Source organism: Caballeronia udeis (assembly GCF_001544555.2).
In the GTDB taxonomy this organism is placed as follows: Bacteria; Pseudomonadota; Gammaproteobacteria; order Burkholderiales; family Burkholderiaceae; genus Caballeronia; species Caballeronia udeis.
In genome coordinates this window covers 133,712-159,272 of the sequence record NZ_FCOK02000010.1, presented here as the reverse complement: position 1 = coordinate 159,272, position 25,561 = coordinate 133,712, and the positions used below count along the sequence as shown (strand labels likewise).

Genomic DNA, 25,561 nt, shown 5'->3' with positions numbered 1-25,561 from the left:
CGAAATCTTACAAACTCATTTCAGTCGTGATAGCCTCCATCCGTCTTTGGGGAGTAGCCGGCTTCCATTCACTGGGAGCGCTCATGTCAACACGCTTGGTTCGATCGAACCGTGGCATGAGCAACCGTTAGCTTTTTGGTTGGCAAGACCATCGATGTGTCGGGGAGACCGGTCGGGCTCGCCGCTGCATCGCATGTTCTCGCCCGACCTGAATGGCTTAACAACAACCCACATCCCCATGAATATCGCTTCTACTCTCCTGCTCGCCTTCGCCATGTCGACGGACGCCTTCGCCGCTGCTGTCGGCAAGGGCGCCACGCTGCACCGCCCGCGGATTCGCGAGGCGCTCCGTACCGGGCTGATCTTCGGCGTGATTGAAGCCCTCACACCGCTGGTTGGATGGGCGCTCGGCAAGGCCGCCGCGCCGTATGTCGCGTCGTGGGATCACTGGATCGCGTTCAGCCTGCTGCTTGTGCTGGGCGTACGCATGATCAGATCGGGCCTGCGCACGCCTGCGCCGGACGTCGAGAAACCCGGCAGTCACGGTTTCTGGCTGCTGGCGCTCACCGGATTCGCGACGAGTATCGACGCAATGGCGGTGGGAGCGGGACTCGCTTTCATCGATGTGAATATCCTGTCGACCGCCGCGACCATCGGACTGGCGACGCTGATCATGGTGACCCTGGGCGTGATGATCGGGCGTTTTCTCGGCAAGGCTGTCGGGCAACGCGCGGAGATTGCGGGCGGGTTCATTCTTGTTGTTATCGGGTCGGTGATCCTGGCCGAGCATCTCGGCTATATCAGTTGAGGTAGCAAGCGGATCGGAGGTTGCCCCGGCGCTGAGCAAGAGCGAAGGCCGGGGCAGCGAGCACCGATAAAGCCACTTGATAATTGATAAGGGTTGCGAAATAGTTACCAGGGCGAGCCGGCTTTGAAAGCGCCGTGTCCTGTATATGGAGCCATGATGGTGTCGATAGAGTCAGGCTTTGTCGAGCCTCATCATGGCAGCATCCTTTCCATCAGGCGGTCGCGATCTATCAACTGATGTTTGAGCGCGCCCGCTGCATGCAACACGATCAGCGCAATCAGGATCCAGGCGGAGAACATATGCACCGTGAAGAAAATCTTGCGCAGGCCGGGGTCGTCCCAGCCCCACATGGGCAGTGGGATGCCCCAGAAGCGCGTGGCGAACTTGTTGAATGTCGAGCCCAGGTAACCCGTCAGCGGCATGACGATCATCGCCACGTATAAAAGACCCTGCGTCATGATGGCGGCGGCGCGTTGCCACGCTGGCATGGGGGGAAGCGGAGGCCGGCCTGCAACCAGGCGAACCACGATGCGAATCAGCACAAGCAGGAAAACGGTCAAGCCAAGCGACTTGTGGAAATTGATCAGGCTCGACTTGAAATCGAGCCCTTTCGGCAGCCCGACCATATAGAGACCAATGCCGAGCATGATGATGATTGCCAACCCGATCACCCAGTGCAGCGCTATCTGCGCGGGTGAATAACGCGGCTCGCCCGCACTTGCGTCGAGCGGCGTGTTGGACGAATGCGCGATGTTCATGCTCGCCTCCTTCCGTTGGTTGCGGCGTGGGCCGCGTCGCGGCTTTTCTTTACTGGCTTCCTTACTCGAACCCGTACGCGGTGCCCCGGGAATCGCTTTGCGGACTGCTCCACATTATGCCGAATTCGGTGTTCGTCCAGCAGGCGCTCTTCGGCGACAGGCTGCCATATATCAGACAAAAGGCGTCGTGCGTGAATGCGGGAGGAACAGCATATTTCGAGCACGCTTGGGAACGGCGCGCACCAATGAAACGCTTACGTGCCGCAACTTCCTGGTCCTGCGAGCGGGACCAGGAAGACCGGGGTTCCGTCAGAAATTAACGACGGTACGTATCCCGATCACCGCTTCGTCATGCACTCGCCCGGACGGATTCACGGGGTTAGGAATTCCACCTGCCGGCCGGAACGCGTATTGGAAGTCGGCCTGCAATTGCCACCATGGCGCGACCTGATACTGATAGGTCGCTTCAATGATCGTTTCAGCACTGCGCTGCGGATAACCGGGCGTTGAAAACGATGCAGTATCCTGAGCGAGGCCCTGTGCATTCGACCCGATTTTGGCGTAGCCAACCGCGAGTCCGGCAACGTCATTGTCCCGGCCCTTGAACGGCGCTTTCAGGGTGATACCCGCGTTCACGCCGAGGTCGACCAGATTGCGGTCACCCGGTGCGCCCATCACGCGGGCAAACACACCGACCGACTGCGGGCTGTCGGCGCTTGGGCGCCAGACCATCTGATCGGCAACGGCGTAGACGCTGTAGTCGCCGCGATGATTGGCGGGGATTCCATTCGAAGCGGGGTTGGCCAGCGACAAGCCGTTCGTGTCGTGCTGCAGGTCGGCGAAGTTCTGGGTGTTGTACCAGAAGCCGAGTTTATAGGTGCCTGGCAGTCCGCTTGGCTGAGGCGCTTTCGGATCCGCCGGCGGTTGATTGATTGCGTATTGCACCTCCGCGATGAACAGTGCGCCGTTACGTAAATTGAAGTTCGTGCCGCTGCTGTTCTGCTTTTGCGGGTCGCCGCTATTGCTTCCTGCCGGGTTGCCGTCGAACACGCCCGCCAGCACGGTCACCGTGTCCGATGCTTTCGCCCTGAAACGAACGCCAAGCGAGGACAGTGGGTAAGCGGGGCCGCCCGAGGGCATGTCGGCGGAAGGCAGGACCGGCCAGCCGAACGTTGCATTCATGAACGGCGTGGCGTACTGGCTGATCATGAATTCCTGATCAAGACTTTGCTGGCCAAGCTTTACGTCGAGCCGTCCGTCGAGCAGCGATTGCTGGTACCAAAGCTCCCACAAGCGAGTGCTTGCTTCCGCCTCGATCCCGCTTGCGGACTGCAGCGTGAGCAGGGAGCGCTGGGTCAGGTTGCTACCGTGAATTTGCAAGCCGGAGACATTGAACGTACCGCCCGGCAGGCCGAAGGCTTTGGACGTATCGACCTGGACGCTCGCTTGGGTCAGTCCGTCGTAGGCACCTTCACGCGACACGCCACCGGACAGGTTACGCAGATATTCGCTGGTCTCCTGAATGCTGAGGGTGACGCCGTAATTACCGAGCCATGGACGCAGCCCGCCCATATCCCCGAACAACGTCGAGCGGTCCCAAAGGCCGGTTGGTGCCGGCGCCGCTTGCGTCCCGGTGGTTTGTGCGTCGGCTGCGCTTGCGCCCGGTGCGTCGACACTCGTCTGTGCGACCGCGGTCGATAGCGCGCCTAGCGACAGCAATAGGGAAATCCCGTTGCGAACATTGGACCGTGCCCTGCTTGAGATGCGTGGTGTTTGCGCGGCGTGGAAGGTTGGCGTTGCTGTTCCTTCGAAAAAATTCGAAGGTAAATTCTTAAGGTGTTTATTCATGGTCTGTGGAGAGATAGATGGTTTTACGATCTACATTTTTTTCTCGGTGAAAGTCAGAGGTGAGTCAAAGGATTAAATACGTGTTGTGCAGCGCTTAGGCAAACCACCAGCTCGAACGTACTGCGCGTCCGAGCTCGTCGCCTACCGAGGTAGCGGACAAAGCGCCTGCGATAACAATGGCTGCAGCGGTTAGTGCAACGAGCAGGCAGACCGTCGGCGTGAGCGAGCCGCCGACGTAACCGGCCTTGCGCGGCACGGCACGAACGACGTCGACCCAGAAGCGGCGAGAACAGGCTTTGCCCAGTATGGCGAGGCAAAGCACGGCCCATCCCAGGGACGGGTCGCGAGTGAACAAGCGGCGCGGCGGCTGTAATACCGGACCGATGCGCGAGATAAGCGAAATGACAAACATGAGCAGACTCCCGTCCGGCTCGACTGAATCGAGCGACGTGCAAAGACATGACGCGCCTTTGCAAGTGAACTTGCAAAGGCGATCAGACAAAGGGGAGCGTGCTGCAGAAGGACGGGCATGAAGCCGGTCCTGGATGAAGCGCGCTAACCCGACCAGGCGAGTTAGCGGCTAAGGAATGTTCCTGTGGCGCTATCTCGCGGATGCTTCGCCGGCGCTGGCCGGCATCGAACTTCCACTACCAGGGCATGTGTCCACGAGGGACTCCTTGTGATGAGACGGGCGGATTGTATTCTCGGCGCAAACTCGTTGGCAAGTAAAAATGACGTAAGAAAATCAAGCCGTGTATTCAATGAGACAGCCGTCATGGCTGCATTCCCTCCAAGTCTGGAATGGGCCTGCATTAGCCGCGAATTCATTTCATTGCGCTTACGCACACATTGCTGCCAGTTCAAAAAAAATGCCTTGAGGATGCCCATAACCACGCATCAAAACTATTTCTGCTCTGCTTAACAAATGGGGTTGACTTGACATTTGGCGCCCGCCTAGAATCCGGTCATCGTGACAAATGGGGCTAATGCCTTGGACAGTTGTAGTAGTCGACCTTCGAAGTTTTTCTCTGCCTGACAGGCAGGACGTTCGCGCTTGATTCCCTAGCCGCCGTCTTGCCAGCAGGCAGACGGTGCGCGTCTTGGTAAATATGCAGTAAATACCCCCGTGTACCCTGAAACAAGCGTATTGACGCCAGGCTAGCCTGCGTCCATACAAATCGCGTTGCGAGCCAACCCTCGCGACTGGTTCCGCTCGCGCCTTTTGCATAGAAAGACGCGCCGTGCGGATGACGACGTGCGTGCACACGCAATAAAGGAGCCGCCATGCCGGGCAGTGACAGTTATCCCTTACGCCGCAGCACTTTCACCTTGGCCAGGGAAGGCGAGTAGGTCCATTTCGTCACGCGCACCGCGTGTGCGAACTCCGATCTGCCGGCTTTCCATTCACTGAAAAGCCATATTGTCGGAGAAGCATCATGAACTTCGGTTTACTCGTCTCGCACCTTCCGCGCGTCCAGGAATCACGCCTTCACTACAACACCATGCTGTCGCTGGAATCCACCAGCCGGCATCGGTTCGCCAATGCATGGCGCGCATTCCGCCAATTTGTATTTCACGCCTGATCAACGTTCCCGCGCCCACGCTTCGGTATCCTGAGTTTTATAAAGGGATGACCCAGGTCGTTCGTATGCGGGACAAACACGGCACTTCCTCTATCGGCCACCAAACTTTCTGGAACAATAAAAAATGTCCACTCCATCTCAAGTCCTACCACCACGCAGCGCTGTACTCGATGACGCCCACGTTGGAGACATCAAGGGCGCACTCGGCACGATTGCCCAACATGACACGGGCGCGCGCACCAATTGGTGGGCACGCTTGCGCACGCTCCTGGCCATTCTCGGCCCCGGCCTGATCGTGATGGTCGGCGACAATGACGCCGGCGCTTTCGGCACCTATACACAAGCGGGTCAGAACTACGGAACAACGTTGCTCTGGACACTGCTCCTGCTGGTCCCGGTCCTGTTCGTCAACCAGGAAATGGTGCTGCGCCTGGGAGCCGTTACCGGAGTTGGTCACGCTCGCCTCATCTTCGAACGGTTTGGAAAGTTCTGGGGCGCCTTTAGCGTCATCGACCTGTTTATTCTCAACGCGCTGACTATCGTGACCGAGTTTATCGGCATCACGTTTGTCCTCGATTTCTTCGGCATTTCCAAAGTCCTGGGGGTGTGCATTGCCGCAGCCCTGACCATGGCGGCCGTCAGTACAGGAAGCTTCAGGCGCTTCGAGCGGTTCGCGATTGTTCTATGCCTGTTGAGCCTGCTGCTGGTTCCCGTGCTGGTGTCTATCCACCCGCCCGTGTCGCAGATGGCAAACAACTTCTTCGTGCCGACCTGGCCGGCGCAGTCGAAACTGAGCGACGTGATGTTGCTCGTGATCGGCATTGTTGGCACCACGGTGGCGCCCTGGCAATTGTTCTTCCAGCAAAGCTACGTAGTCGACAAGCGCATCACGCCGCGTTTCATGAAGTATGAAAAAGCCGACCTGTGGATCGGTATTGTCTTCGTGATAATCGGCGGCGTAGCCATGATGTCCTTCTGCGCCGCGCTGTACGCCGGCAAGCCCGAGTTCGGCAATTTCACCGACGCGGGCGGGGTGATCGCGGGCCTGAGCAAATACGCGGGACGCACGAGCGCCACGCTGTTCGCCGTGGCCCTGCTTGACGCATGCATCATTGGTGCTGCGGCTGTGTCGCTGTCGACCGCCTATGCCATTGGCGACGTATTCAAGATTCGCCACTCGCTGCACCGCGGCGTGTCCGACGCAAAAGGTTTTTATCTGGTTTATTTCGGCATTGTGGCTGCTGCTGCGGCACTCGTGCTCATTCCCGGCAGCCCGCTCGGACTGCTTACGGAAGCCGTACAAACACTCGCAGGCGTCTTGTTGCCGAGCGCGACCGTGTTCCTGCTGTTATTGTGCAACGACAAGGCGGTGCTGGGACCGTGGGCCAACTCGAAGAAGCTCAACGTTTTCACGGGCGCTGTCATCTGGGTCCTGGTGATGTTGTCGATTATCCTGACGGCATCCGTTGTGTACCCGGACATCAGCGGCGAGACCATCCTTGAAGTGCTGGGCGGCGGGACGGCGTTGGCTGTTGTCGGGTATCTGGCCATGGTGGTCTTTCGCAAGCGTGACCCTGAGGCGGCGGACGGCGCGCAAGGGCGCACCGGGCGGCGTTGCCTGAAGGAAACACGGGCCGCGTGGCGCATGCCGCCTCTGGATGAGCTGCCGCCCCCCAACCTTACGCTGACAAAGCGCATCTGGATGGGCGTGCTTCGCGGTTACCTGATCGTGGCGGTCGGGCTGGTGGTGGTGAAGGTCGTGCAGATGATCTGGTTGCGCTAACGGGAATGAGCGGGCGTGGCTGCGTGCGGCGGAACGGCGCCATGCCCACTTGTTTTTGTCCTGGCGGACTGGCGTGTTTTAATCGCAGGTCTCTCAAGCCCATTGAACACGCAATCAATGCAATAGCCGACGAAGGACAGGCGATGGACCAAATTCAGCTTCGCCGCACAATAAGCCTGGCGCGCCGCTTGGTAGGGCTGCTTGTTCTTCTGCTATTCGCCTTTCTCAATCCCGCTACGCGGTCATTCACGCCCAACCTGATGCACGTGTCGGCGCAGTCAGGTGTCACAGTTGATAAACACCTGACTGCTCCAGTCCATTGCCGAATCTACGGGAAATATTGCCTGGGCAAATTCCTGGGCGGCATGTAGGGAGCGCGGGAGATCGCGGGCAACAATTCGCACGTTGGGATCATCGAAATAAATCATACAAACCTCTCGTGCGGAGCGCTTACCCGGGATCGAGCATCCGGTCGTTGATCGCTTGTTGTTCGCGGCTGCGGGTGAGAAGCCAGCGATGAAAAACACGGCAGTGCGGCTGGTCGAAGCTGCTGGCCTGCCAGGTCAGGAAATAGGGTGAGGGTAGTACAACGCCGACCGGAAACGGCAGAACGAGCCGGCCCGCTGTCAGGTCGTCGACAATCATCGATGTCTGCGCCAGCACGAACCCATGACCGTCAATGGCTGCTTGTATTGCGAGCCCCGACAACGAAAACACCAGGCGATTGACGCGCACGTCCTCAGGACAATCAACGCCATTGGCCGCGAACCATTCGCGCCAGGATGGCGGCGAGGAGAACTTGGGAAACCAGTCTATCGACAGCAACGGGTAAGCGAGGATGTCCTCCAGCTTCACAAGTGGCCGCCTGGTCTCGAGCAACCGAGGGCTGCATACGGGTACGACGCTGTCGCGAAACAGTTCGACCGTGGTGCCCGCATGATTGATGCGCTCGCCGTAGGTAATGCGAAAGTCGATCTCGGGGCCGTCGGGCGACGGCTCCGAATGGGTGCCATCCAGATACACATCCAGTTCCGGGTGCGCGCTTTGCCACTCGTAGATGCGCGGCGCAAGCCACTTTGACAGCAACGAGGGCAACGCGCTCACGCTGAGGCTGCGCCTGTTCCTTACACGTTCCATCTCGGCGCCTGCTACCCGCAGGCTTTCGAACGCCGCCGCGCAGGTCTCGTGATAACGCACGCCTGCGGCGGTCAGACGAAGGCGCTTGCCTTCTTTCGCCAGCAGCCGCATGCCCAGCGAATCTTCCAGGATCTTGATCTGCTGGCTGACCGCACCCGGCGAAACGCCGAGCCGGCGCGCTGTCTCGACCACACCCCCGCAACGGCCCAAGGTGTCGAATACCTGTAACGCTCGTAGTGGTGGGAGTGTGTCCATGCTTAGCGGGTGGAGACTCAAGTCGTTTTAGAAATTCTAAACGATGTCAAAGATTTAGCCCTCTGTTCTTTTCAATTTTGAATTCCTAAGCTGACCCCAGGTGATTGAACGGATAGAGCGGCCGCAATGGCCGTCAGCCGAATGGAGCGGAGGGGTCAATGTTCTTAAGAAACGCGTGGTACGTGGCGGCATGGAGCAGCGAGATTGGCGATGGCCTACATCCTGTCACGCTGCTTGGCGAACCGGTGGTTTTGTATCGCACTCCTGGCGGCGCGGTGGCCGCGCTGGAAGACGCTTGCCCGCACCGGAAGCTGCCTTTGTCGATGGGACGCCTGCAGGACGGCCAGATCGAGTGCGGTTACCACGGCCTGACATTCGATTGCGCGGGAACCTGCGTGCGAGCACCGGGCATGGCGAGAATCCCCCCGGCCGCACGTGTTCGCAGCTATCCCGTTGAAGAGCGTTACGGTCTGGTCTGGATCTGGATGGGCTCGCCGCAGCAGGCGAATACGGACGATATTTTCGCAGTCGAGGAATGGGACGATCCGGCCTGGGGCATGAACCAGGGCGATGCCATGACGGTCGCGTGCAACTATCTGTATGTAACGGACAACCTGCTTGATCCGTCCCACGTTGCGTGGGTTCATCCGTCTTCGTTCGGCAACGCGGCGTGCGAATCCGAGCCGCTGAAAACGACGGTGACCGATAACGGCGTGGTTGTGTCGCGATGGATGCGAGACGTGGATGTGGCACCCTTCTACGCACGTTTCGTCAAATTCCCCGGACGGTGCGACCGCAAGCAGCATTATGAAGTGCGGTTTCCATCGCATGCGATCATCAAGGCGGTGTTCACGCCGGCGGGCACCGGTACCGACGAAGGTCCGCCGCACGAGCATGTCTTCCTGATGAATTCGTACAACTTCATGACGCCGATCGATGAATCGAACACGCGCTATTTCTGGTTCCAGATGCGCAACTTCGATCAACGCGATGAAAACGTGTCGCGTCAGTTCAACGAGGACGTTCGCCACGCATTCGAAGAGGACCGTGCGATCCTGACGGCCGTCCACGCGGGCATGGCAAACCGGCGAACACCTAATCTCGATTTGCCGCTCGATGCCGGGCCGTTGCGCTTTCGACGCAGCCTGCAACGGCTGATCGAGGCGGAGACGCCGGCTCCGGAACCCGCCGCGCTAGACTGCGTTCGTTAGCCATGCAAGACGCAACAGAACCGCGAGCGTTCAGGCGAGTGCGCGTAGTTGACGTACAGCTTGAAAGCAGCGTCATCAAATCGTTCGCGCTTGAAGCGGTGGACGGTGCGTTGCTGCCGGCTTTCCTGCCGGGACAATTTGTTCAGGTGCGTGTCCCCGGTGCTGACGGGCAGAGCTTGCTGCGGCATTACAGCTTGTCCGGCGATCCTGCCGAGCGCACACGCTGGCGCATTTCGGTCAAGCATCAACTGGCGCCGCCGGATCGGGGCGAGCTTCCTGACGGGCTGGTGTCGAGCTATCTGCATGGCGTTATCGAGGCAGGCGCTACGCTCGATGTTGCCGGTCCGGGCGGTGCGTTCGTGCTCGATGAGCATAGCGATCGACCCGTCGTGTTGTTAAGCGGTGGTGTTGGCGTGACGCCGATGCTCAGCATGTTGCATCGCCTGTGCGCGACGTCCCGGCGTCGTGTCTATTTCATACACGCATGCGAAAACGGCAGCGTGCATGCGTTTCAGGATGAAGTGGCGCGCTTACAGGCGAGCAGGGAGGGTGTGCTGACGCATATCTGTTACCGCACGCCTGAGCCATTGGACGTCGCGGAGCAGCGCTTCGACAGTCACGGCCTGATCACGCGCGAGACCATGCAGCGCTTGCTGCCGCTCGACGACTACGACGTTTACCTGTGCGGCCCGACGCCCTTCATGCAGGCGAACTTCCGCTTGCTGCGCAGCCTTGGTGTCGACAAAGCCCGCATCCGGCATGAGTTCTTCGGACCTACCTCGGTGCTTGAAGCGGAAGAGGCCGACGTGCCGTGTTCGTCCAAGCCTTCGGTCACATCGGATGAGTCGGTTCCGACGGTCTGTTTTGCGCCCTCCGGCAAGACTCTTGCATGGGACGCATCATGTCATTCATTGCTGGATTTTGCCGAAGCTGCGGGCCTCAAACCGTCTTTCAGTTGCCGCGCGGGATTGTGCGGGTGTTGCGCCAGCCAGTTGGTCGACGGGATGGTCGAGTACTTCGAGCAACCGCTCGATGAGCCGCGTGATGGCGAAGTGCTGCTGTGCTGTGCAAGGCCGTCGTCCGCTGTCACCATAAGAATTGGTTAGCAACGCAAACTAGTTGATCGAAAGCGATCGTAAATTCTGGAAAGAGAACATGAACCGGCACTTTATCGAAGCACTAGGTTTTACCGCACAGCGTGAGCGTTTTATGGAAGCCGCGCTGGCTGCCGGCGCGGATCTCACGGAGTTCCGGCATCCAATGCGCGGTCCCCGTGGAGAAATGCTTGCCACGGACGTAGCGTTGATCGGCGATCCGCTTGCTCCCAAGCGCTTCATTGTCATCTCCGGCACGCATGGGATCGAGGGGTACTACGGCTCCGAAGCGCAGATTGCGTTTCTTCATTCATTGCAAAAGCGTGCTTTGCCGGCGGACGTCTGTGTGATCGTGGTGCACCTGATCAATCCGTGGGGAACGGCCTGGTTACGTCGAGTGAATGAGGATAACGTCGACCTCAACCGGAACTACGTCGCGTTCAATGAGCCCCTGCCCGACAACGCGCGCTATGAAGCATTTCACGATATCTATCTGTGCCGTGACCTGGACGGTCCCGCCCGCCGCCGCGCCGACGAGCGGTTCGCAGCGGAGATCGAAAGGTCAGGGCTCGCCACGGTCATGAGCATTGTGGAAGCGGGTCAGTACGCTCACGCCGACGGCATTTTCTTCGGCGGCCAGCAGGCCACCTGGAGCAACCAGACCTTGCGCGCCATCGGGAAACGTTTTATGGAAGGCGCACAGACAGCAATGTGCTTCGACCTGCATACCGGGGCAGGTGCGTTCGGTCATGCCATGTTGCTGGCGGTGGCGCAGGAAAGCTATCCCGCACTCGTCAAGTCACAGTCCGTTTTCGGCCCGTGGCTTTACACGATCATTACCGGACCTGGCGCTACCACCGATTCGGGAATTGCCGCGACTGCGACAGGTTATACATCACAGGCGCTGCTCGATTCGTTGCCCGGTACCGACCTGATGCAACTGGTCATCGAATGCGGGACCTACGATGGCGCGCGAGGACATAGCACGCTAAGGGACGATCACTGGCTGCACCTGTACGGCGATCCTGAAGACGAAACGGGACGCCGGATCAAGGCCGCGCTGGCGGAACATTTCTACCCTGCCGACCGCGACTGGCGTGAACTCGTCCAGCTACGCACGCGGCAGATTTTCGAACGCGGGTTGCTGGCTCTGCAGACCGCCTAGTGCCCGAACCTCACGCAACGCTAAATCTCAAAACCCGCTATAGAAGCGGTTTTATCAACCTTAGCCGGCAACGCATTCAACGATGCGGCTATTCCGTCGAACTGGAGCATCCATGAAAAAGGCACTGGCTGGCATGGCGTTGTTACTTGCCGCGTTCTGCGTGCAAGCGAAGGACGCAAGTGAACTTCGCTTCGGCGTTGACCCGACTTATGCGCCGTTCGAATCGAAAGCGCCGTCGGGACAACTGGTGGGCTTCGAGATCGACCTTGGCAACGAAATCTGCAAGCGGCTCGATGTCAAATGCGTCTGGGTCGAAACGGGTTTCGACGGCATTATTCCGGCGCTGCAAGGCCGCAAGTTCGATGCCATTCTGTCGGCTATGTCGATCACCCCGAAGCGCGAGGAACAGGTTGCATTCTCCGTGCCGCTGTTCAATACGCCTAGCCGTCTGATCGGAAAGGAAGGCGCGGATATCAAGCCGACGGTGGCTTCGTTGACGGGCAAGAAAGTCGGGGTCGCGCAGGGCTCTACGCAGGAAGCCTACGCGAAAGCGAACTGGGCGCCCGCCGGGATCGAGGTGGTGTCGTACGCGAATCAGGAGCAGGTGGTCACTGATCTGCTGGCCGGCCGTATAGATGTCACGCTGACGGACATGATTGCCGGCAGCCAGGGATTTCTCAAGACGCCGCAAGGCAAGGGTTTTGCGTTTGTTGGAGACCCGGTGAGCGATGCGAAGACCTTGGGCAAGGGCGCCGGCATTGGTGTGCGCAAGGACGATACCGCATTGCGGACGAAACTTGATCACGCGATCGATTCGATGAGGAAGGACGGAACCTATCAGAAAATCGAGCGGCGCTATTTCGATTTCGATATTTCGGGAAGTTGAAAATGTATGATCGGGCGAGAGGCGAAATCGCTCGCAGTGTGGGCAGGAGCGTTCGCGTGGTCTGAACCCGTTGAGTGGAAGCCGCATGAAAATTCTTGTCGCGCGTATGAATCACGAGACCAATACGTTCTCGCCGGTGGCTACGCCGCTGGCGGCGTTCGGTCGTAACGGTCCTGCGTTCGGCGAGGACGCATACAACGAGAACAAGGGCATGCGGACCGCCATGTCCGCGTTCATCGACGCCGCCGAACGCGCGGGCGCGCAACTTGTCACGCCGGTTTCTGCATCGGCGAATCCAAGCGGTCCGGTCGCGGCTGCAGCGTACGACCTTATCTGCAACGCCATTGTGGAAGCCGCGCACGGTTGCGACGCCGTCATGCTCGACCTGCACGGCGCAATGGTCGCGGAAAATTCGAATGACAGCGAGGGTGACCTGCTCGAACGCGTGCGTGCCGCGTTACCGGATGCGCCCATCGCCGTCGCTCTTGATCTGCACGGGAACGTCACGCAGAAGATGATCGACAACGCGGATGTCATGGTCAGCTTCAAGACCTATCCGCATGTCGATATGTTCGAATGCGGCGCTCACGCGGCGCGGCTGCTGTTCGATCTGCTCGATGGCCGCGCGCAGCCCGTGCTTGCGTGGGCGCAGCCGCCGCTGCTCACCCATACGTTGCGCAGCGCGAGCGCCGCCGGGGCGATGAAACGCGCGGTGGAAGCGGCCCGGGCCGCCGAGCGCGAGGGCATGCTCGCGGTCTCCGTGCTGGCGGGATTTTCGCTCGCCGATATCCCGGCGCCCTGCATCAGCGTGGTGGTGGTTGGCGACGGCGATCGCGCGGCGGCGGCGCGTGTGGCCGACCGTATTGCGCGGCAAATCTGGGACGATCGCGAAGGGTTTTTCTATCGTAGTCCGCCGCTTGCAGACTCTGTGGCGGAGGGCGCCACGCTCGCCCGTGGCGCTGATAAACCGGTGCTGTTGCTGGACCACGGCGACAACTGCATGTCGGGCGGCACGTGCGACACGATGGACGTGTACGAGGAAGCTGTCGGCCAGGGCTTGACGGGGATCGTGATGGGGCTGCTATGCGATCCGGAAGCGGTCGCTGCATTGTTCGCGGCGGGAGTGGGCGCGACCGTCACGCTTGGCGTTGGCAACAAGCTTAGAGGGGGAGCCGCGAAACCGCGTCGGCCGGTCATGCTGACTGGCGTTGTGCGGGCGTTGACCGATGGGGAATACGTGATCAGCGGACCGACCTATACGGGGCAGCGCGCGCACATGGGCCGCACCGCGGTACTCGACGTAGAGGTGGCTAAGATCGTGTTGACGGAGCGCACCCATGAGCCCTGGGACCTTGGCGTGTTCGAAAGTGTGGGCATCGATCCGCGGCGCGCGACGTTCCTCATCCTGAAGTCGCGTATGTATTGCCGCCCGGTATTCGTACCGATCGCGCACGGCCTGGTGGAATGCGACAGCCGTGGCGTGACCAGTTCGGATTTCGGCTTGTTCGAATTCAGGAACGTCCGGCGGCCGGTCTATCCGCTGGACGCCGGCACGACCTGGTAATCGCAGCAGGTTTTCAGAAGGTCCCGGGCAGCAGGATCCGGTCGTTCACGCGCCGGATGTCGGTGTGTCCGCAAAAGGCCATGGTGATGTCGAGTTCCTTGTGGATGACCTGCAAGCATCGCTCGACCCCCGCCTCGCCCATTGCGCCCAGCCCGTACAGGAAACTGCGGCCGATCAGCGTACCCTTCGCGCCGAGCGCCACGGCTTTCAGCACGTCCTGTCCGCTCCGAATGCCGCCATCCACCCACACTTCAATCTGATTCCCCACCTCGCTCACAATCCCGGGTAGTGCGGAGATGGACGATGGCGCACCGTCGAGCTGGCGGCCGCCGTGGTTGGAGACGATCATTGCGTCGGCCCCGCTGTCGGCGGCAAGGCGCGCGTCTTCCGCATCCATGATTCCCTTCAGGATGAGCTTGCCGCCCCACAGCTTCTTGACCCACTCGACATCTGCCCAGCTCAAGCCCGGATCGAATTGTTCGGCGGTCCATGAGCTCAGCGACGAGAGATCACCCACGCCCTTTGCATGACCGACGATGTTGCCGAAACTGCGTCGCTTGGTGCCAAGCATGCCGAGGCACCAGCGTGGTTTGGTCGCGAGGTTCATGAGGTTCGGGAGGGTCAGCCTGGGCGGCGCCGACAGCCCGTTCTTGATGTCCTTGTGGCGCTGGCCGAGGATCTGCAAGTCGAGCGTGAGCATCAGGGCGCTGCACTTCGCCGCCCGGGCGCGCTCGATCAGCCGCACGATGAAGTCGCGGTCACGCATCATGTAGAGCTGGAACCAGAACGGTTTGCTGGTGTGTGCGGCCACGTCTTCAATCGAGCAGATGCTCATGGTGGACAAGGTGAACGGGACACCGAACTTCTCCGCCGCGCGCGCCGCGAGGATCTCGCCGTCGGCATGTTGCATGCCGGTCAACCCCGTGGGGGCAAGCGCCACCGGCATGGCGACCTCCTGACCCACCATTTCCGTGCGTGTGCTGCGGCCGGCCATGTTGACCGCTACGCGCTGGCGCAGCTTGATACGCTGGAAGTCGCTTTCGTTGGCCCGGTAGGTACTCTCGGTCCACGAGCCGCTATCGGCGTAATCGTAGAACATGCGCGGGACGCGCCGCTGCGCGAGCACGCGCAAATCCTCGATGCAGGTAATCACTGGCACGTTTCTCTCTCGCTACGGGAACGGGAGGATGAGTATACGGTTTAAAGAGCCTGAATTTAAGCTGAAGTTGGCTCGTTCAGATGCGAATCCCTCAGCGCAGACAAGGTATTCACGATTTCGCCGAACAGGGGCCGGTCGGCGGCCTGCTCGCTCAGGCAGCTGTCTTTCAGGTTGGTGAGCATCGCCATGCTGCTTTGCGCGGACGCTTGTACATTGCATCGCTCGATCAATTCTTCGAGCAGGCAACCAAAGGCCCTTACTTCCAGGCGCTGGAGTGCGGGGGCCAGCGCTTGATCGTCGGCTGCATAGAAAGATGCTGCGCCAAAATCCCCCATCAGCGCGTGACCCTGGCCGCCATGCAGAATGTTGTGGGCGTACAGGTCACCATGCATAATGCCCTGCTCATGCAAATGCCAGGCTGCCGACGCAATACCCTGCGCGACGCTTAGCGCTGAAGCCAGGTCGAAGCGGGTGTCGAGGTCATAGATATCGCGCGTGCAGGACGCGAGGCTCGGCGGACCGGCCAAGTTCCTGAGTTGCGGGTCGATCAACTCCATCACGAGACCATGGACACCGGTAGGGTGGTCCTTCACCTTGCCGAGTACCGGAATCAGATTGGGATGGGCGCCAGCAGCAATGCACGCCGCCATCTCGCAGTGCGGCAGACCATCGCTCGTCACCGCGCCCTTGAAGAGTTTGACGGCGACGGGCCGGGCGTCGTCGTGCGCTGCCGGATAGGCTGCCCGATGAATGACGCCTGATGCTCCCTCGCCCAGCCGATGCTGCAGATCCAGCGCTTGCCACGGGATATGGGCAACGGGCGTATCCGTCATTGCGTCGGCTTCCAGCCTTTTGTTGAATGGATTCCCCGCGTAGGCCAGCCACGATAGCCGGGGCAACGACGCCACCCAGACCGGCAGTTCGGCAAGCTGATTAGCTGCCAGCCGGATCAATTCGAGGCGAGTGCATGCTGCCAACTCCACGGGCAACGTGCGTAACTGATTCCCGGCCAGCATCAGCTTCTGCAACCGGGTGCAGTTTCCGATCTCGGGCGGTAGCGTTTCGACTTGATTGTCGGTCAGGATCAGCCAACGGAGTTTGGGCGGTAATGACGCACCGGATACCTTGCGGATGCGGTTTGCCTTGAATCCCACCATGCTCAATTGCGTGCACTGCCCGAGGATCTCCGGCAGTTCGGTGAACTGGTTGTTCGAGCAGAAAATAGTGTGCAGGTTCGTCAGGCGCGGCAGATCGTCGGGCAGCGACGAAAGCGCGTTGCCGGACAGGTCGAGGATTTCGAGCGTGTCGGACAGATCGAATATCTCGCGCGGAAATTCGGTCAGGCCGCAGGCTAGTGCGAGTCGCTGGGTACCGGCAAGTTGTCCGGCGCGAAGTTGTTCGAGTGTGCTGGTCACAGTGGAGGGGATATCCAGGATGAGCGGCAGGTTGGCTTTGCCGGTGCGGGGTCGATTTTACCGAGTATTTTCGACACCCATGTCGGCCGCCAGATCTCCCCTGATGCTGCCGTAGCAGGCTGTTGAATTTGGGTCCCGTCTAAACGGGGTTTGAGGGGCAGGCGTTATCTTTACTCTTACGAATTGTTTTCATATCAACTTACTAAATGTCAGGATCGGCCTTTTCCAGTCGACCCTTTGCCTCGCTAAAGTTTTTGCGGGGTACGTCGTTAAGCTTAAAGGTTCAGTCTTGTTCCGCTCGTCGCCAGACACTCGCGTAGCTTGTCCAAAACGCTCAACAAAAAAACTACGGAGCTTCGTCCATGCCGCTCATCAAACTCACCATCAAAGCGCGGCTCGCGTGGGCCATGATGATTCTGTCAGCACTGCTGCTCGCAATCGGCGTTATCGGCTTGATCGGCATTTCAACCGTTGTGGACACAAATCGCGAGCTCTACCAGGAGCGCCTGCCCAAGACCGTGGCCGCGGATAACATGCTGCTGTGGATGGGACGTCAGCGCACCTCGCTGGACCAGGCATCCGTGACCACCGATCCCGCCTGGGCCGAGCGCATGTATCAAACGGCCGACGATGTCAAAAAGCAAGCCCTGGATTGGTGGTCCAAATACCAGGCCCTGCCGCAAACCGAGCGCGGCAAGCAGTTGGCGCAGGACGTCACCGACGGCCTGGCGCAGACGGAACAGGCAATGGACGGTTTTCGCACCGCCATCAAGAGCGGCGACCGCCAAGCCATTTCGGATGCTGCCCGCAAGGTCGGCACCGTCTACACGGCGATGCAAAAAAGCGGGACTACGCTTAACGAGTACGAGACCGAGCAAGCGCGGCTCAGCTATGAGGCATCCGAGCACCGTTACAGCACTTTCCGTCTGGCATCCAGCCTGATGATCATCGTGGGCCTGATCGTCGCCGCGTACGCCTGGTTCTCGCTGCGCCGTGCCATCTCGGACCCGATCAACCATGCGCTCAAGCATTTCGACGACATAGCAGCGGGCGACCTCACGCATACGGTGCGGGTGCACTCCTCCGATGAAATGGGCCAGCTATTGGCCGGTTTGGGCAAGATGCAGGACAACCTCGTCAAGACCGTGACCACCGTGCGTATTGGCAGCGAAGCGATAGCATCAGCCACCAAGCAAATCGCCGCAGGCAATCTGGACTTGTCGGCTCGCACCGAACAACAGGCCGCGTCGTTGGAAGAAACGGCGGCGAGCATGGAGCAACTGACCAGCACCGTCAAACACAATGCCGAGAACGCGCGGCAAGCGACCACGCTGGCAGGCAACGCTTCGGATATCGCAGGGCAGGGCAACGAGGTCGTCAGCCGCGTGGTCGACACGATGGACGAGATCAAGGAAAGCTCATCCAAGATCACCGAGATCGTCGGCATTATCGACAGCATAGCTTTCCAAACCAATATCCTCGCGCTCAATGCCGCCGTGGAAGCGGCCCGGGCCGGCGAACAGGGCCGTGGTTTCGCGGTGGTGGCCACGGAGGTGCGCACGTTGGCGCAGCGCTCGTCAAGTGCCGCCAAGGAGATCAAGGCCCTGATCATGCACTCGGTGGACCGTGTGCAATCGGGCGCAGTACTGGTTCACCAAGCCGGCAAGACCATGAGCGAAATCATCGGCGCGGTGAAGCGCGTAACCGACATCATGGGCGAGATTTCCGCGGCATCAAGCGAGCAAAGCTCCGGGATCGACCAGGTTTCGCACGCCGTCACACAAATGGACGAGGCCACCCAGCAAAATGCCGCACTGGTCGAACAGGCGAGTGCTGCGGCGCAATCGCTCGAACAGCAGGCCTTGTCCTTGAAGGACGCTGTCTCCGTTTTCCGGATCGCGGGCCAAGCCACCCATGCCGCCGCACGCGCAACCCCGACGCCGGCAATGCCCGTCGCCGGCTTTCGCCCAGCCGGCCCGCGCCGCGCACTGGCGGGCAGTAACAACAACACCACTGGTACATCCAAGGCAAGTCCGCCGCCTAAGCCGATACCTCAGGAAACCAGTCGCGCCGGCGAGTGGGAAACCTTCTAAGGCCGCGGCGCCTGGCCTCCTCGTCGCTCTTCTGCCGAACACTGAGCCTCTAGCCACGCGACGCGTTCATCCAGCGGCCCCATCGACACCAGAGGATAGGAAGTTGAGTCAAAACACATCAGATACCGGTCCACGCCGTCACTTCTTGCGCACGGTCATGGCGGTAGTGGGCACTGTGCCGCTTGCGCCGCAACAGTTGGCTGGCGCCGGCATTGCGGCGCTGGCCGCCGGTTCCGCAGCGGCGGCGGACGCACAACCGCCCGCTGGCACGCCTGTCCTGGTCGGCTACGCATGTTTCAGTGCGGACGAGGCGGCCTTTGTAGAGAGCATGGTCAACGTGATGTGCCCCGCCGATCAATACACGCCCAACGGGGTCGATTGCGGACTGGCCATCTTTATTGACAGGCAACTCGCGGGCGCATTCGGGCAGGGGGCCGGCCGTTACATGTCCGGCCCGTGGGAAGCCAGCAAACCGCAAATGGGCTTGCAGTTGCCGCTCACGCCCGCGCAATTCTTCAGTGCCGGGGTGGCTGCGGCCAATCGCCAATGCCAGGCGCAACTCGGCAAGACCTTCGATCAACTGGCGCCGGTTGATGCGGACGCCTTCCTGAAAGATCTCAGCCACGGCAAGGTCAAGGACGACGAACTTACGCTGGCGCCCTGGTTCAACGAACTGATGTACCCCTTGTTCGAACAGGCCTGCTTTTCCGACCCTCTCTACGGTGGCAACCATGACAAGGTGTTCTGGAAGATGGTCGGCTATCCCGGCTTACCGGCCACGCACACGCTGGACATGCTGAATTTTCGCGGCAAGCCCTATCCCGGCGCCCGAGATCCCAAATCAATCGTTGACTTCAGCTAGAGAGCCAGGTGCATGATCAAAAAATTACCCAAGCGCACCGTCGTGATCATCGGTGGCGGCTTGACGGCGGGTTTGATTTCTCGCCAATTGACTTCTCAAAGCGTGGATGTGCTGGTGCTGGAGCGCGGCGGCGAGCACGCTGAGGGCGCCGAGGCGAAGCTGCCGACGCAGCGCGACGAATTGCGCTGGGACACCCGCCAGGGCCTGGTGCAACGCTGGAATGTGCAGACCTATACGCTTCGCCACAACCGTCAGGATGCCGCAGCACCAATACGCTGGATGGAAGCGTTTCTGCCGGGCGACGGCGTGGGCGGTGCCGCCAACCATTGGAACGGCCACACCTGGCGCTGGTCCGAGTACGAACCCGCCCTGCGCACCCATTACGTCGATCGCTACGGCAAGAACGCGATCCCGGGCAACGTCACGCTGCAGGACTGGGGTATCACGTACCGCGAAATGGAGCCGTACCACGAGCTGTTCGAAAAGCTGTTCGGCATTTCGGGCCAGGCCGGCAATATCAATGGCAAGAAGCACACGGGCGGCAACCCGTTCGAAGCGCCACGGCGCGGCGACTACGCGCAAAAGCCGCTGATCACCACGCAAGCGGGCCTGCAGTTCACGGCGGCGGCCCAAAATCTCGGTTATCACCCGTTTCCCATGCCGGTTGCCAATTCCTCGGGTACCTACACCAACCCGGACGGACAAAAGCTCGGTCAATGCCAGTATTGCGGCCACTGCGAGCGCTTTATCTGCGAGGCACAAGCCAAGGGGACGCCGGACGTCTTGCTGTATCCCATGCTCAGGCAGCGCAAGAGCTTCGAGCTGCGCCAGCATGCCCACGTCCTGAATATCGACTATGACCGCGCCGGGAAGCGCGTGACCGGGGTGCGTTATATCGATGTACAGTCGGGCCAGGAGTATGAGCAGCCCGCCGACGTGGTGGTACTGGCAGCATTCACCATGACCAACAACAAGCTGCTGCTGCAGAACGGCATCGGTCAGCCCTACGACCCGGCAACCGGTCTGGGCGTGGTCGGCAAGAACTTCTGCTACCAGACCAACTCCGGCATGAACCTGTTCATGAAGGACAGCTGGATGAACCCGTTTCTCGCCACCGGCGGCACGTCAATGTGCATCGACGACTTCAACAACGACAACTTCGATCACACCGGCCTGGACTTTCTCGGTGGCGGCCTGATCAGCGCAGGCATGTACAGCGGGCGTCCGATCAAGAGCCGGCGCTTGCCTCCCGGCACGCCGCAGTGGGGCACGGCGTGGAAGAAGGCCAGCGCCGACTGGTATGCGCACTCGATGGGCTTGAGCGTGCAAGGCAGTTGCTATCCGAACACGGAAAACTTCCTTGACCTCGATCCGGTCTACAAGGACGCTTACGGGCAACCGCTGGTGCGCATGACGTTCGACTGGCGCGCCAACGAAGAAAAGATGTCCGCGTTCGTGACCCGCAAAATGGAAGACATAGCGAGGACCATGGGCGCCGATATTGTCGGGCCGGCCGCACCGCGCAAGAGCCCGTTCGATACGCGCGTGTATCAGACTACCCACATCACGGGCGGCACCATCATGGGCGCCGACCCGCACTCGAGCGTGGTATCTCCGCGCCTGCAGCATTGGGATGCGCAAAACCTGTTTGTGGTCGGCGCGTCGGTATTCGTGCATAACGCGGGGTATAACCCGACCGGCCCCCTGGCCGCCATGGCCTTGCGCCTGGGCGAGGATCTGGTCGACTACGTGCAGCGTCCGCGCGAGCTGGCGTGAAGCTGGTTTTCTAACGTGATGCCGGACCAGCGGCACGCCACAATTCAGAAAGGAAATTCCAACGATGTCTATTGACAGACTCGCGTTAGCCGCCGTGCTGATCCTGTGCGCCACCAGCGCGATGGCGCAAAGCGCCGGCACGCAAGCCTATGCACAATGCATGGCCTGCCATGCGACCAGCGCCGCCAACGGCATAGGCCCGGGCTTGCAAGGCATAGTCGGGCGCGCCAGCGCCTCGCAGCCGGGCTTTCGCTACAGCCCTGCAATGAAGCGCGCCAAACTGACCTGGGACGAGAAGACCCTGGACGCCTATCTGCAAAATCCGCAGGCCGTGGTGCCGGGCAACTTGATGCCCTATTCAGGAATGGCTGACGCTGCACAACGTGCCGATCTGATCGCGTATCTGGCGACACTGAAGTGATCGGCCGTTCCGCACGATAGAGCCGGCTAGATCTGCGCGGACCCGCCATCGACGAACAGTTCGCTTCCGGTGACAAAGCTGCTGTCGTCAGAAGCCAGGAACAGTGCCGCGCTCGCGGTCTCCGAGGGGTCTCCAAGGCGGCCAAGCGGCGTAGTGGTCTGCACGAACCGGATCATCTCCTTGCTTGCCTCTTCCGAGGTGGCGAGGCCATGCCATCCCGGTGTGGCGGTTGCGCCCGGAGCAAGTACATTGACGCGGATCTTGCGCGGCGCGAGATCGAGGATCCAGCTTCGCGCGAAGTTGCGGATCGCGGCCTTGCTTGCACTGTAGACGCTGAATGACGGCGTGCCGGTGACCGCTGCAGTCGATCCCGTGAGAATGACCGACGCACCGTCCTTGAGCAGCGGAAGCGCTTTCTGCACCGTGAAAAGCGTGCCCTTCACGTTGGTCGCGAAGGTCTTGTCGAAGTGCTCTTCCGTGATCTCGCCGAGTGCTGCAAATTCCCCGCCGCCGGCGTTCGCGAACAGGACGTCGATCGTTCCCGCCTCCTCTTTTACGATGGCAAATAGGCGGTCCAGGTCGGCGAGATTGGACACGTCGCCCTGAATGCCGCGCGCATTTTCTCCCACCTCGGCCACCGCCGCATCGAGTTCGTTCTGACGCCGGCCGCTCATGAAAACACGCGCACCCTCCTGCGCAAAACGCTTTGCCGTTGCGAGGCCGATGCCACTGTTTGCACCCGTTACCACTGCCACTTTGCCGCTGAGCTTGCCCATCTGACATCTCCTGGTCGAGTTCGAAGATTCATTATGGTCGGGTACATTCTGTTAGGCTAGTACCTACCTAAAGGTATGTGTGGAGATTCTTTTTATGGAAAACCGGATGTATAGCTGCGGGCTCGAGATAGCCCTCTCGGTTGTTGGCGGGAAGTGGAAGCCGATCGTGCTGTTTCATCTGAACAGCGGGCCGCGCCGGTTCGGCGAATTGAAGCGTCTTGTCGCGGGCATCAGTGAAAAGGTCCTGATCCAGCAAGTTCGCGAGTTGGCCGAGGATGGCATCATCGTGCGGCGTGATTACCATGAAGTGCCGCCAAGGGTCGATTATGAAATGACCGAGTTTGGCAAGACGCTGGCGAAAGCACTCATGCCGCTCTGTGCCTGGGGCGATGAAAACCGGGAACGCATAGACGGTTTGCTGCTGGACAAGGCAAAGGCTGAATAGGTGATATCGGTGTACTGATAAACAGGATGTAAACACGCGTGTGGAATAGCGCCGCTGATAGGGCTCGTTTGCATGAACCCGTGAACTCACGATGCCTACCGGCTGCGCATGCTTGATCGCTGCAGATTGCACCCCAAGGATCTCCTGCTGGAGAAAACTCAACAATGGCAACCGATGTGAAAACCAACTCCGCCTCGCCCGATCCCGACCATGTGCCTCGTAGCCGCCTGAGTGGCGCTGAACGGCGCGAGCGCTTTCTCGACATGGCGGCGGAAATCATTGTCGAGAGCGGGGTATCGGCGGTGACCATGGAATCCGTGGCGGCGCGCTCCAATGTCGACAAGCGACTGGGTTATCGATACTTCACCAACCGCGACGACCTCATAGGCGCGCTCGTTGAACGTGAGTTCGAGGTCATGAGGCAACACGTTCATCAAGAGCTTCCCGTGATCACGAGCTTCGAGGAACGCTTGCGAGTCAATGCGCGCTTATGGCTCGCGACAATCGCCAAGCGCGGGCCGTTGCTGCGCCGCTTGCTTTACGGCGAGGGACCACATGAGCACTACGCGAGCACGATTCTCAACGCCGCGGTTGCCGACTGGGCCGCGATGATCGCCACTGAGACCGGCCTCGACGCTACGGTCGCGGAGGTCGTGACCCGCATGCTGCTCGCCGCCATGTCCGGCGCTGTCGATGTCATGCAGACGGGTGTCAAACCCCTCGACGAAGTCGCTGATCTTTATTCCACGATCGCGCTGGCCGGCATGCGAGCGGTCGCTCATCAACGTTACTGCGGCGGTCCACGCGGATAGAACCGCGGGTCGCCAATTCATTGTGGTTGGCCTACGGGCACAAAGGCGCCTGAGGCCATGCTCGCCTGCTGGAAGACCGCGCAGTTCCTGACGCACTGGCTGCAGCGTTCAACGGCTTAGCCGGACGAGCAGGAGGCCGCCCACGCCGGGCGTAATGCTGACTCGGTTCTTCACATCTGCTCCTTCAGGAATGACGCAACCTGCTGGCGTATTCCTGAACTGGAGGCAATGACATGCCCTCCATCATGCTCAAGGATCAGAGGCTTATTGAACTTCGATGCAAGCATGCGAGAGTAGTCGCTTCGTACGACGGAGTCCGAACGGCCGATCATATGAATCGAAGGGATATCGTAGTTTGCTGTTGACGCGTAGAGTCTTGCCAGACTCGGATCGTTGGCAAGGAAGCCTCCGGCCATGAGGGCGAAGTTGAACGCAAGCGGCGTGTGTTCGCTTGACGTTCCGTCCGGTGAACGTAAGCCGACAAGCAGGCCGGCTAGCGCTGCGCCCTGACTGAAACCGAAAACACCGTCGAACGGCGCCTCATTCTTAAAGAGGGAAACCAGCCAGTCGCGAGTGTTGGGCCAGCCCTTATATACCGTGTTGCCAAGGCCAGGATCTGCTCTCGAAGGATTCGTTGACAGCGTGTCCTGAACCGCATGCCACCAGCCAAAGTCTCCGTTTGCGAGAGACGGGGCATCGACGAACACGAACTCCGCCAAAGAATCCATGCTGCTGGTCAGTGGGCTCATCTGATCGCGAAGAACCTTGGCGCTGCCGTGATATCCGTGCAAGCAAAGAACACGCAATTTTTTCATGATTGCCTCTTGCCGCCTGAATCCAGGAATTCGACCGGGATTCAGTATCTGTATTCAAGACGATGCAGGTGAGCTTGCGCCTAGGGTAAACCTCTCCGGGTCAGCGCCCGTAGCTGGCGCTGAAGCTGGCGGTCCCGAGCAGCTTGTCGCCCAGTCCCTTGTTCAGGATGAACGAATGAAGTCCTGATGTCGCCGTTTTGGGAATTCCGCTTGCAGCTTCGAGGTTGTCGACAGCGAGGGCGTAAAGAGTGAACACGTAATGATGCGGCTTATCGCCAGCGGGAGGGCATGGGCCACCGTAGTTGCCATTGCCTCCTGTCGCGCCGGTATCGAGGAAGTCGTTCGCTCCGTTGACCGCGGGCGCCGGCAGCATGTTCGGAGCGTTTCCGGCGCCCTGCGGCAGACCGGTCGCGCTCGCCGGGATGTTGTACACGGTCCAATGCCAGAAGCTGTTGCCCGCAGGCGCATCCTGGTCCTGAACCTGCAAGGCAAGCGACTTCGTTCCGGCCGGCAGGTTCGACCACTTGATGGCGGGCGATACATTCGAGCCCGTGCAACCAAAGGCGTCCAGTGTGAATTTCTTGTCGAACGTCCCTGACGCCAGGTCGGGACTCGACACCGTGAACGCGGGGCTGCCTGCGACCGCATGGGTCGCGCTAAAAGCGCCCGTCAAAAGCGTGGCAAGGACCAGGGCCGAGGCGGGCAACCGGCGGGCCAGCCTTCGAGCCAGGCAATAGGTCGTTGTTCGTTCGTCCGCACATGCGTTGGGACTGGCTTGGAGGTTCATCGATTGGCTCCCGGTGGTGTAGCCGCCAATTTACTGTCGCGCCTGGTCGTCGGCCAGCCGTTTGCTTCATGGGAGCATTGTGAAAAATGCAAGAGTGAACGTGTCTTG

Annotated in this window: 24 protein-coding genes and 1 riboswitch; of the genes, 15 read left to right on the top strand and 9 right to left on the bottom strand. The window is 60.3% G+C overall.

What is annotated here, in order from left to right; all coding sequences use genetic code 11:
• The first annotated feature begins 36 nt into the window (after window positions 1-36).
• Window positions 37-218, top strand: a riboswitch (yybP-ykoY riboswitch).
• 20 nt (window positions 219-238) lie between these two features.
• A complete protein-coding gene (gene mntP, locus AWB69_RS10365; RefSeq protein WP_062084802.1) occupies window positions 239-808 on the top strand; it encodes a manganese efflux pump MntP in 570 nt (189 codons plus the stop codon).
• Window positions 809-999: 191 nt separating this feature from the next.
• On the opposite strand, the gene AWB69_RS10360 is transcribed toward mntP, so the two are convergent.
• The 3 genes from AWB69_RS10360 to AWB69_RS10350 all read right to left on the bottom strand — a co-directional run bounded on the left by AWB69_RS10360 (window position 1,000) and on the right by AWB69_RS10350 (window position 3,826).
• Window positions 1,000-1,566 carry a cytochrome b gene (locus AWB69_RS10360; protein WP_062084801.1) on the bottom strand — a complete coding sequence of 189 codons (567 nt, stop codon included), beginning with the start codon at window positions 1,564-1,566 and terminating at the stop codon, window positions 1,000-1,002.
• Window positions 1,567-1,875: 309 nt separating this feature from the next.
• Window positions 1,876-3,414, bottom strand: a complete 1,539-nt coding sequence (locus AWB69_RS10355) for a carbohydrate porin (RefSeq protein ID WP_082913341.1) — start codon at window positions 3,412-3,414, stop codon at window positions 1,876-1,878.
• Between the two features lie 94 nt (window positions 3,415-3,508).
• The gene (locus AWB69_RS10350) at window positions 3,509-3,826 is read right to left on the bottom strand and encodes a hypothetical protein (RefSeq protein ID WP_062084800.1); all 318 of its coding nucleotides are present in this window, start codon (window positions 3,824-3,826) and stop codon (window positions 3,509-3,511) included.
• Between the two features lie 1,024 nt (window positions 3,827-4,850).
• Here AWB69_RS10350 and AWB69_RS48610 point away from each other — a divergent pair.
• From AWB69_RS48610 to AWB69_RS47570, 3 genes are all read left to right on the top strand, one after another.
• The gene (locus tag AWB69_RS48610) at window positions 4,851-4,997 is read left to right on the top strand and encodes a hypothetical protein (protein ID WP_197500205.1); all 147 of its coding nucleotides are present in this window, start codon (window positions 4,851-4,853) and stop codon (window positions 4,995-4,997) included.
• A gap of 124 nt (window positions 4,998-5,121) precedes the next feature.
• Complete coding sequence (locus AWB69_RS10345) at window positions 5,122-6,780, top strand: NRAMP family divalent metal transporter (protein WP_062084799.1); 1,659 nt, start codon at window positions 5,122-5,124, stop codon at window positions 6,778-6,780.
• A 143-nt stretch (window positions 6,781-6,923) separates the two neighbouring features.
• Complete coding sequence (locus tag AWB69_RS47570) at window positions 6,924-7,151, top strand: hypothetical protein (RefSeq protein ID WP_156528799.1); 228 nt, start codon at window positions 6,924-6,926, stop codon at window positions 7,149-7,151.
• Between the two features lie 79 nt (window positions 7,152-7,230).
• Here the strand turns inward: AWB69_RS47570 and AWB69_RS10340 are convergent, their stop codons facing one another.
• Window positions 7,231-8,172 (bottom strand): LysR substrate-binding domain-containing protein, encoded by a 942-nt coding sequence (locus AWB69_RS10340; protein WP_062084798.1) that lies wholly within the window; start codon window positions 8,170-8,172, stop codon window positions 7,231-7,233.
• 158 nt (window positions 8,173-8,330) lie between these two features.
• Between AWB69_RS10340 and AWB69_RS10335 the strand changes: the two genes are divergently transcribed.
• The 5 genes from AWB69_RS10335 (at window position 8,331) to AWB69_RS10315 (ending at window position 14,092) form a co-directional block, all read left to right on the top strand.
• Window positions 8,331-9,383, top strand: coding sequence for an aromatic ring-hydroxylating dioxygenase subunit alpha (locus tag AWB69_RS10335; protein ID WP_062084797.1), 1,053 nt, complete (start codon window positions 8,331-8,333; stop codon window positions 9,381-9,383).
• A gap of 2 nt (window positions 9,384-9,385) precedes the next feature.
• Complete coding sequence (locus tag AWB69_RS10330) at window positions 9,386-10,489, top strand: 2Fe-2S iron-sulfur cluster-binding protein (RefSeq protein ID WP_062084796.1); 1,104 nt, start codon at window positions 9,386-9,388, stop codon at window positions 10,487-10,489.
• A 49-nt stretch (window positions 10,490-10,538) separates the two neighbouring features.
• Window positions 10,539-11,642 carry a DUF2817 domain-containing protein gene (locus tag AWB69_RS10325; protein ID WP_062084820.1) on the top strand — a complete coding sequence of 368 codons (1,104 nt, stop codon included), beginning with the start codon at window positions 10,539-10,541 and terminating at the stop codon, window positions 11,640-11,642.
• Between the two features lie 112 nt (window positions 11,643-11,754).
• Window positions 11,755-12,528, top strand: coding sequence for an ABC transporter substrate-binding protein (locus AWB69_RS10320; protein ID WP_062084795.1), 774 nt, complete (start codon window positions 11,755-11,757; stop codon window positions 12,526-12,528).
• Between the two features lie 85 nt (window positions 12,529-12,613).
• Window positions 12,614-14,092: a M81 family metallopeptidase gene (locus AWB69_RS10315; protein WP_062084794.1), complete on the top strand. Its 1,479-nt coding sequence runs from the start codon at window positions 12,614-12,616 to the stop codon at window positions 14,090-14,092.
• 13 nt (window positions 14,093-14,105) lie between these two features.
• Here the strand turns inward: AWB69_RS10315 and AWB69_RS10310 are convergent, their stop codons facing one another.
• On the bottom strand, window positions 14,106-15,251 hold the full coding sequence (locus AWB69_RS10310) for an alpha-hydroxy acid oxidase (RefSeq protein WP_062084793.1): 1,146 nt from the start codon (window positions 15,249-15,251) through the stop codon (window positions 14,106-14,108).
• A 56-nt stretch (window positions 15,252-15,307) separates the two neighbouring features.
• Window positions 15,308-16,666 carry a leucine-rich repeat-containing protein kinase family protein gene (locus AWB69_RS10305; RefSeq protein WP_062084792.1) on the bottom strand — a complete coding sequence of 453 codons (1,359 nt, stop codon included), beginning with the start codon at window positions 16,664-16,666 and terminating at the stop codon, window positions 15,308-15,310.
• Between the two features lie 362 nt (window positions 16,667-17,028).
• Between AWB69_RS10305 and AWB69_RS10300 the strand changes: the two genes are divergently transcribed.
• From AWB69_RS10300 to AWB69_RS10285, 4 genes are all read left to right on the top strand, one after another.
• A complete protein-coding gene (locus AWB69_RS10300) occupies window positions 17,029-18,759 on the top strand; it encodes a methyl-accepting chemotaxis protein (protein ID WP_062084791.1) in 1,731 nt (576 codons plus the stop codon).
• 103 nt (window positions 18,760-18,862) lie between these two features.
• Window positions 18,863-19,621 carry a gluconate 2-dehydrogenase subunit 3 family protein gene (locus tag AWB69_RS10295; protein WP_062084790.1) on the top strand — a complete coding sequence of 253 codons (759 nt, stop codon included), beginning with the start codon at window positions 18,863-18,865 and terminating at the stop codon, window positions 19,619-19,621.
• 12 nt (window positions 19,622-19,633) lie between these two features.
• Window positions 19,634-21,397, top strand: a complete 1,764-nt coding sequence (locus AWB69_RS10290) for a GMC family oxidoreductase (RefSeq protein ID WP_062084789.1) — start codon at window positions 19,634-19,636, stop codon at window positions 21,395-21,397.
• 64 nt (window positions 21,398-21,461) lie between these two features.
• The gene (locus AWB69_RS10285) at window positions 21,462-21,818 is read left to right on the top strand and encodes a c-type cytochrome (protein WP_062084788.1); all 357 of its coding nucleotides are present in this window, start codon (window positions 21,462-21,464) and stop codon (window positions 21,816-21,818) included.
• 26 nt (window positions 21,819-21,844) lie between these two features.
• On the opposite strand, the gene AWB69_RS10280 is transcribed toward AWB69_RS10285, so the two are convergent.
• A complete protein-coding gene (locus AWB69_RS10280; RefSeq protein WP_062084787.1) occupies window positions 21,845-22,594 on the bottom strand; it encodes an SDR family NAD(P)-dependent oxidoreductase in 750 nt (249 codons plus the stop codon).
• A gap of 94 nt (window positions 22,595-22,688) precedes the next feature.
• Here AWB69_RS10280 and AWB69_RS10275 point away from each other — a divergent pair, with 94 nt between their 5' ends.
• Both AWB69_RS10275 and AWB69_RS10270 read left to right on the top strand, forming a co-directional pair.
• The gene (locus AWB69_RS10275; protein ID WP_062084786.1) at window positions 22,689-23,039 is read left to right on the top strand and encodes a winged helix-turn-helix transcriptional regulator; all 351 of its coding nucleotides are present in this window, start codon (window positions 22,689-22,691) and stop codon (window positions 23,037-23,039) included.
• 164 nt (window positions 23,040-23,203) lie between these two features.
• Complete coding sequence (locus tag AWB69_RS10270; RefSeq protein WP_062084785.1) at window positions 23,204-23,851, top strand: TetR/AcrR family transcriptional regulator; 648 nt, start codon at window positions 23,204-23,206, stop codon at window positions 23,849-23,851.
• A gap of 170 nt (window positions 23,852-24,021) precedes the next feature.
• Here the strand turns inward: AWB69_RS10270 and AWB69_RS10265 are convergent, their stop codons facing one another.
• Both AWB69_RS10265 and AWB69_RS10260 read right to left on the bottom strand, forming a co-directional pair.
• Window positions 24,022-24,666: an alpha/beta hydrolase family protein gene (locus AWB69_RS10265; protein WP_062084784.1), complete on the bottom strand. Its 645-nt coding sequence runs from the start codon at window positions 24,664-24,666 to the stop codon at window positions 24,022-24,024.
• A gap of 100 nt (window positions 24,667-24,766) precedes the next feature.
• The gene (locus tag AWB69_RS10260) at window positions 24,767-25,453 is read right to left on the bottom strand and encodes a YbhB/YbcL family Raf kinase inhibitor-like protein (RefSeq protein WP_082913339.1); all 687 of its coding nucleotides are present in this window, start codon (window positions 25,451-25,453) and stop codon (window positions 24,767-24,769) included.
• Window positions 25,454-25,561 lie beyond the last annotated feature (108 nt).

Bases quoted from the DNA above. Each gene is read 5' to 3' on its own strand.
- mntP (WP_062084802.1), top strand. From the start codon at position 239: ATGAATATCGCTTCTACTCTCCTGCTCGCCTTCGCCATGTCGACGGAC.
- AWB69_RS10360 (WP_062084801.1), bottom strand. From the start codon at position 1,566: ATGAACATCGCGCATTCGTCCAACACGCCGCTCGACGCAAGTGCGGGC.
- AWB69_RS10355 (WP_082913341.1), bottom strand. From the start codon at position 3,414: ATGAATAAACACCTTAAGAATTTACCTTCGAATTTTTTCGAAGGAACA.
- AWB69_RS10350 (WP_062084800.1), bottom strand. From the start codon at position 3,826: ATGTTTGTCATTTCGCTTATCTCGCGCATCGGTCCGGTATTACAGCCG.
- AWB69_RS48610 (WP_197500205.1), top strand. From the start codon at position 4,851: ATGAACTTCGGTTTACTCGTCTCGCACCTTCCGCGCGTCCAGGAATCA.
- AWB69_RS10345 (WP_062084799.1), top strand. From the start codon at position 5,122: ATGTCCACTCCATCTCAAGTCCTACCACCACGCAGCGCTGTACTCGAT.
- AWB69_RS47570 (WP_156528799.1), top strand. From the start codon at position 6,924: ATGGACCAAATTCAGCTTCGCCGCACAATAAGCCTGGCGCGCCGCTTG.
- AWB69_RS10340 (WP_062084798.1), bottom strand. From the start codon at position 8,172: ATGGACACACTCCCACCACTACGAGCGTTACAGGTATTCGACACCTTG.
- AWB69_RS10335 (WP_062084797.1), top strand. From the start codon at position 8,331: ATGTTCTTAAGAAACGCGTGGTACGTGGCGGCATGGAGCAGCGAGATT.
- AWB69_RS10330 (WP_062084796.1), top strand. From the start codon at position 9,386: ATGCAAGACGCAACAGAACCGCGAGCGTTCAGGCGAGTGCGCGTAGTT.
- AWB69_RS10325 (WP_062084820.1), top strand. From the start codon at position 10,539: ATGAACCGGCACTTTATCGAAGCACTAGGTTTTACCGCACAGCGTGAG.
- AWB69_RS10320 (WP_062084795.1), top strand. From the start codon at position 11,755: ATGAAAAAGGCACTGGCTGGCATGGCGTTGTTACTTGCCGCGTTCTGC.
- AWB69_RS10315 (WP_062084794.1), top strand. From the start codon at position 12,614: ATGAAAATTCTTGTCGCGCGTATGAATCACGAGACCAATACGTTCTCG.
- AWB69_RS10300 (WP_062084791.1), top strand. From the start codon at position 17,029: ATGCCGCTCATCAAACTCACCATCAAAGCGCGGCTCGCGTGGGCCATG.
- AWB69_RS10290 (WP_062084789.1), top strand. From the start codon at position 19,634: ATGATCAAAAAATTACCCAAGCGCACCGTCGTGATCATCGGTGGCGGC.
- AWB69_RS10285 (WP_062084788.1), top strand. From the start codon at position 21,462: ATGTCTATTGACAGACTCGCGTTAGCCGCCGTGCTGATCCTGTGCGCC.
- AWB69_RS10280 (WP_062084787.1), bottom strand. From the start codon at position 22,594: ATGGGCAAGCTCAGCGGCAAAGTGGCAGTGGTAACGGGTGCAAACAGT.
- AWB69_RS10275 (WP_062084786.1), top strand. From the start codon at position 22,689: ATGGAAAACCGGATGTATAGCTGCGGGCTCGAGATAGCCCTCTCGGTT.
- AWB69_RS10270 (WP_062084785.1), top strand. From the start codon at position 23,204: ATGGCAACCGATGTGAAAACCAACTCCGCCTCGCCCGATCCCGACCAT.
- AWB69_RS10265 (WP_062084784.1), bottom strand. From the start codon at position 24,666: ATGAAAAAATTGCGTGTTCTTTGCTTGCACGGATATCACGGCAGCGCC.
- AWB69_RS10260 (WP_082913339.1), bottom strand. From the start codon at position 25,453: ATGAACCTCCAAGCCAGTCCCAACGCATGTGCGGACGAACGAACAACG.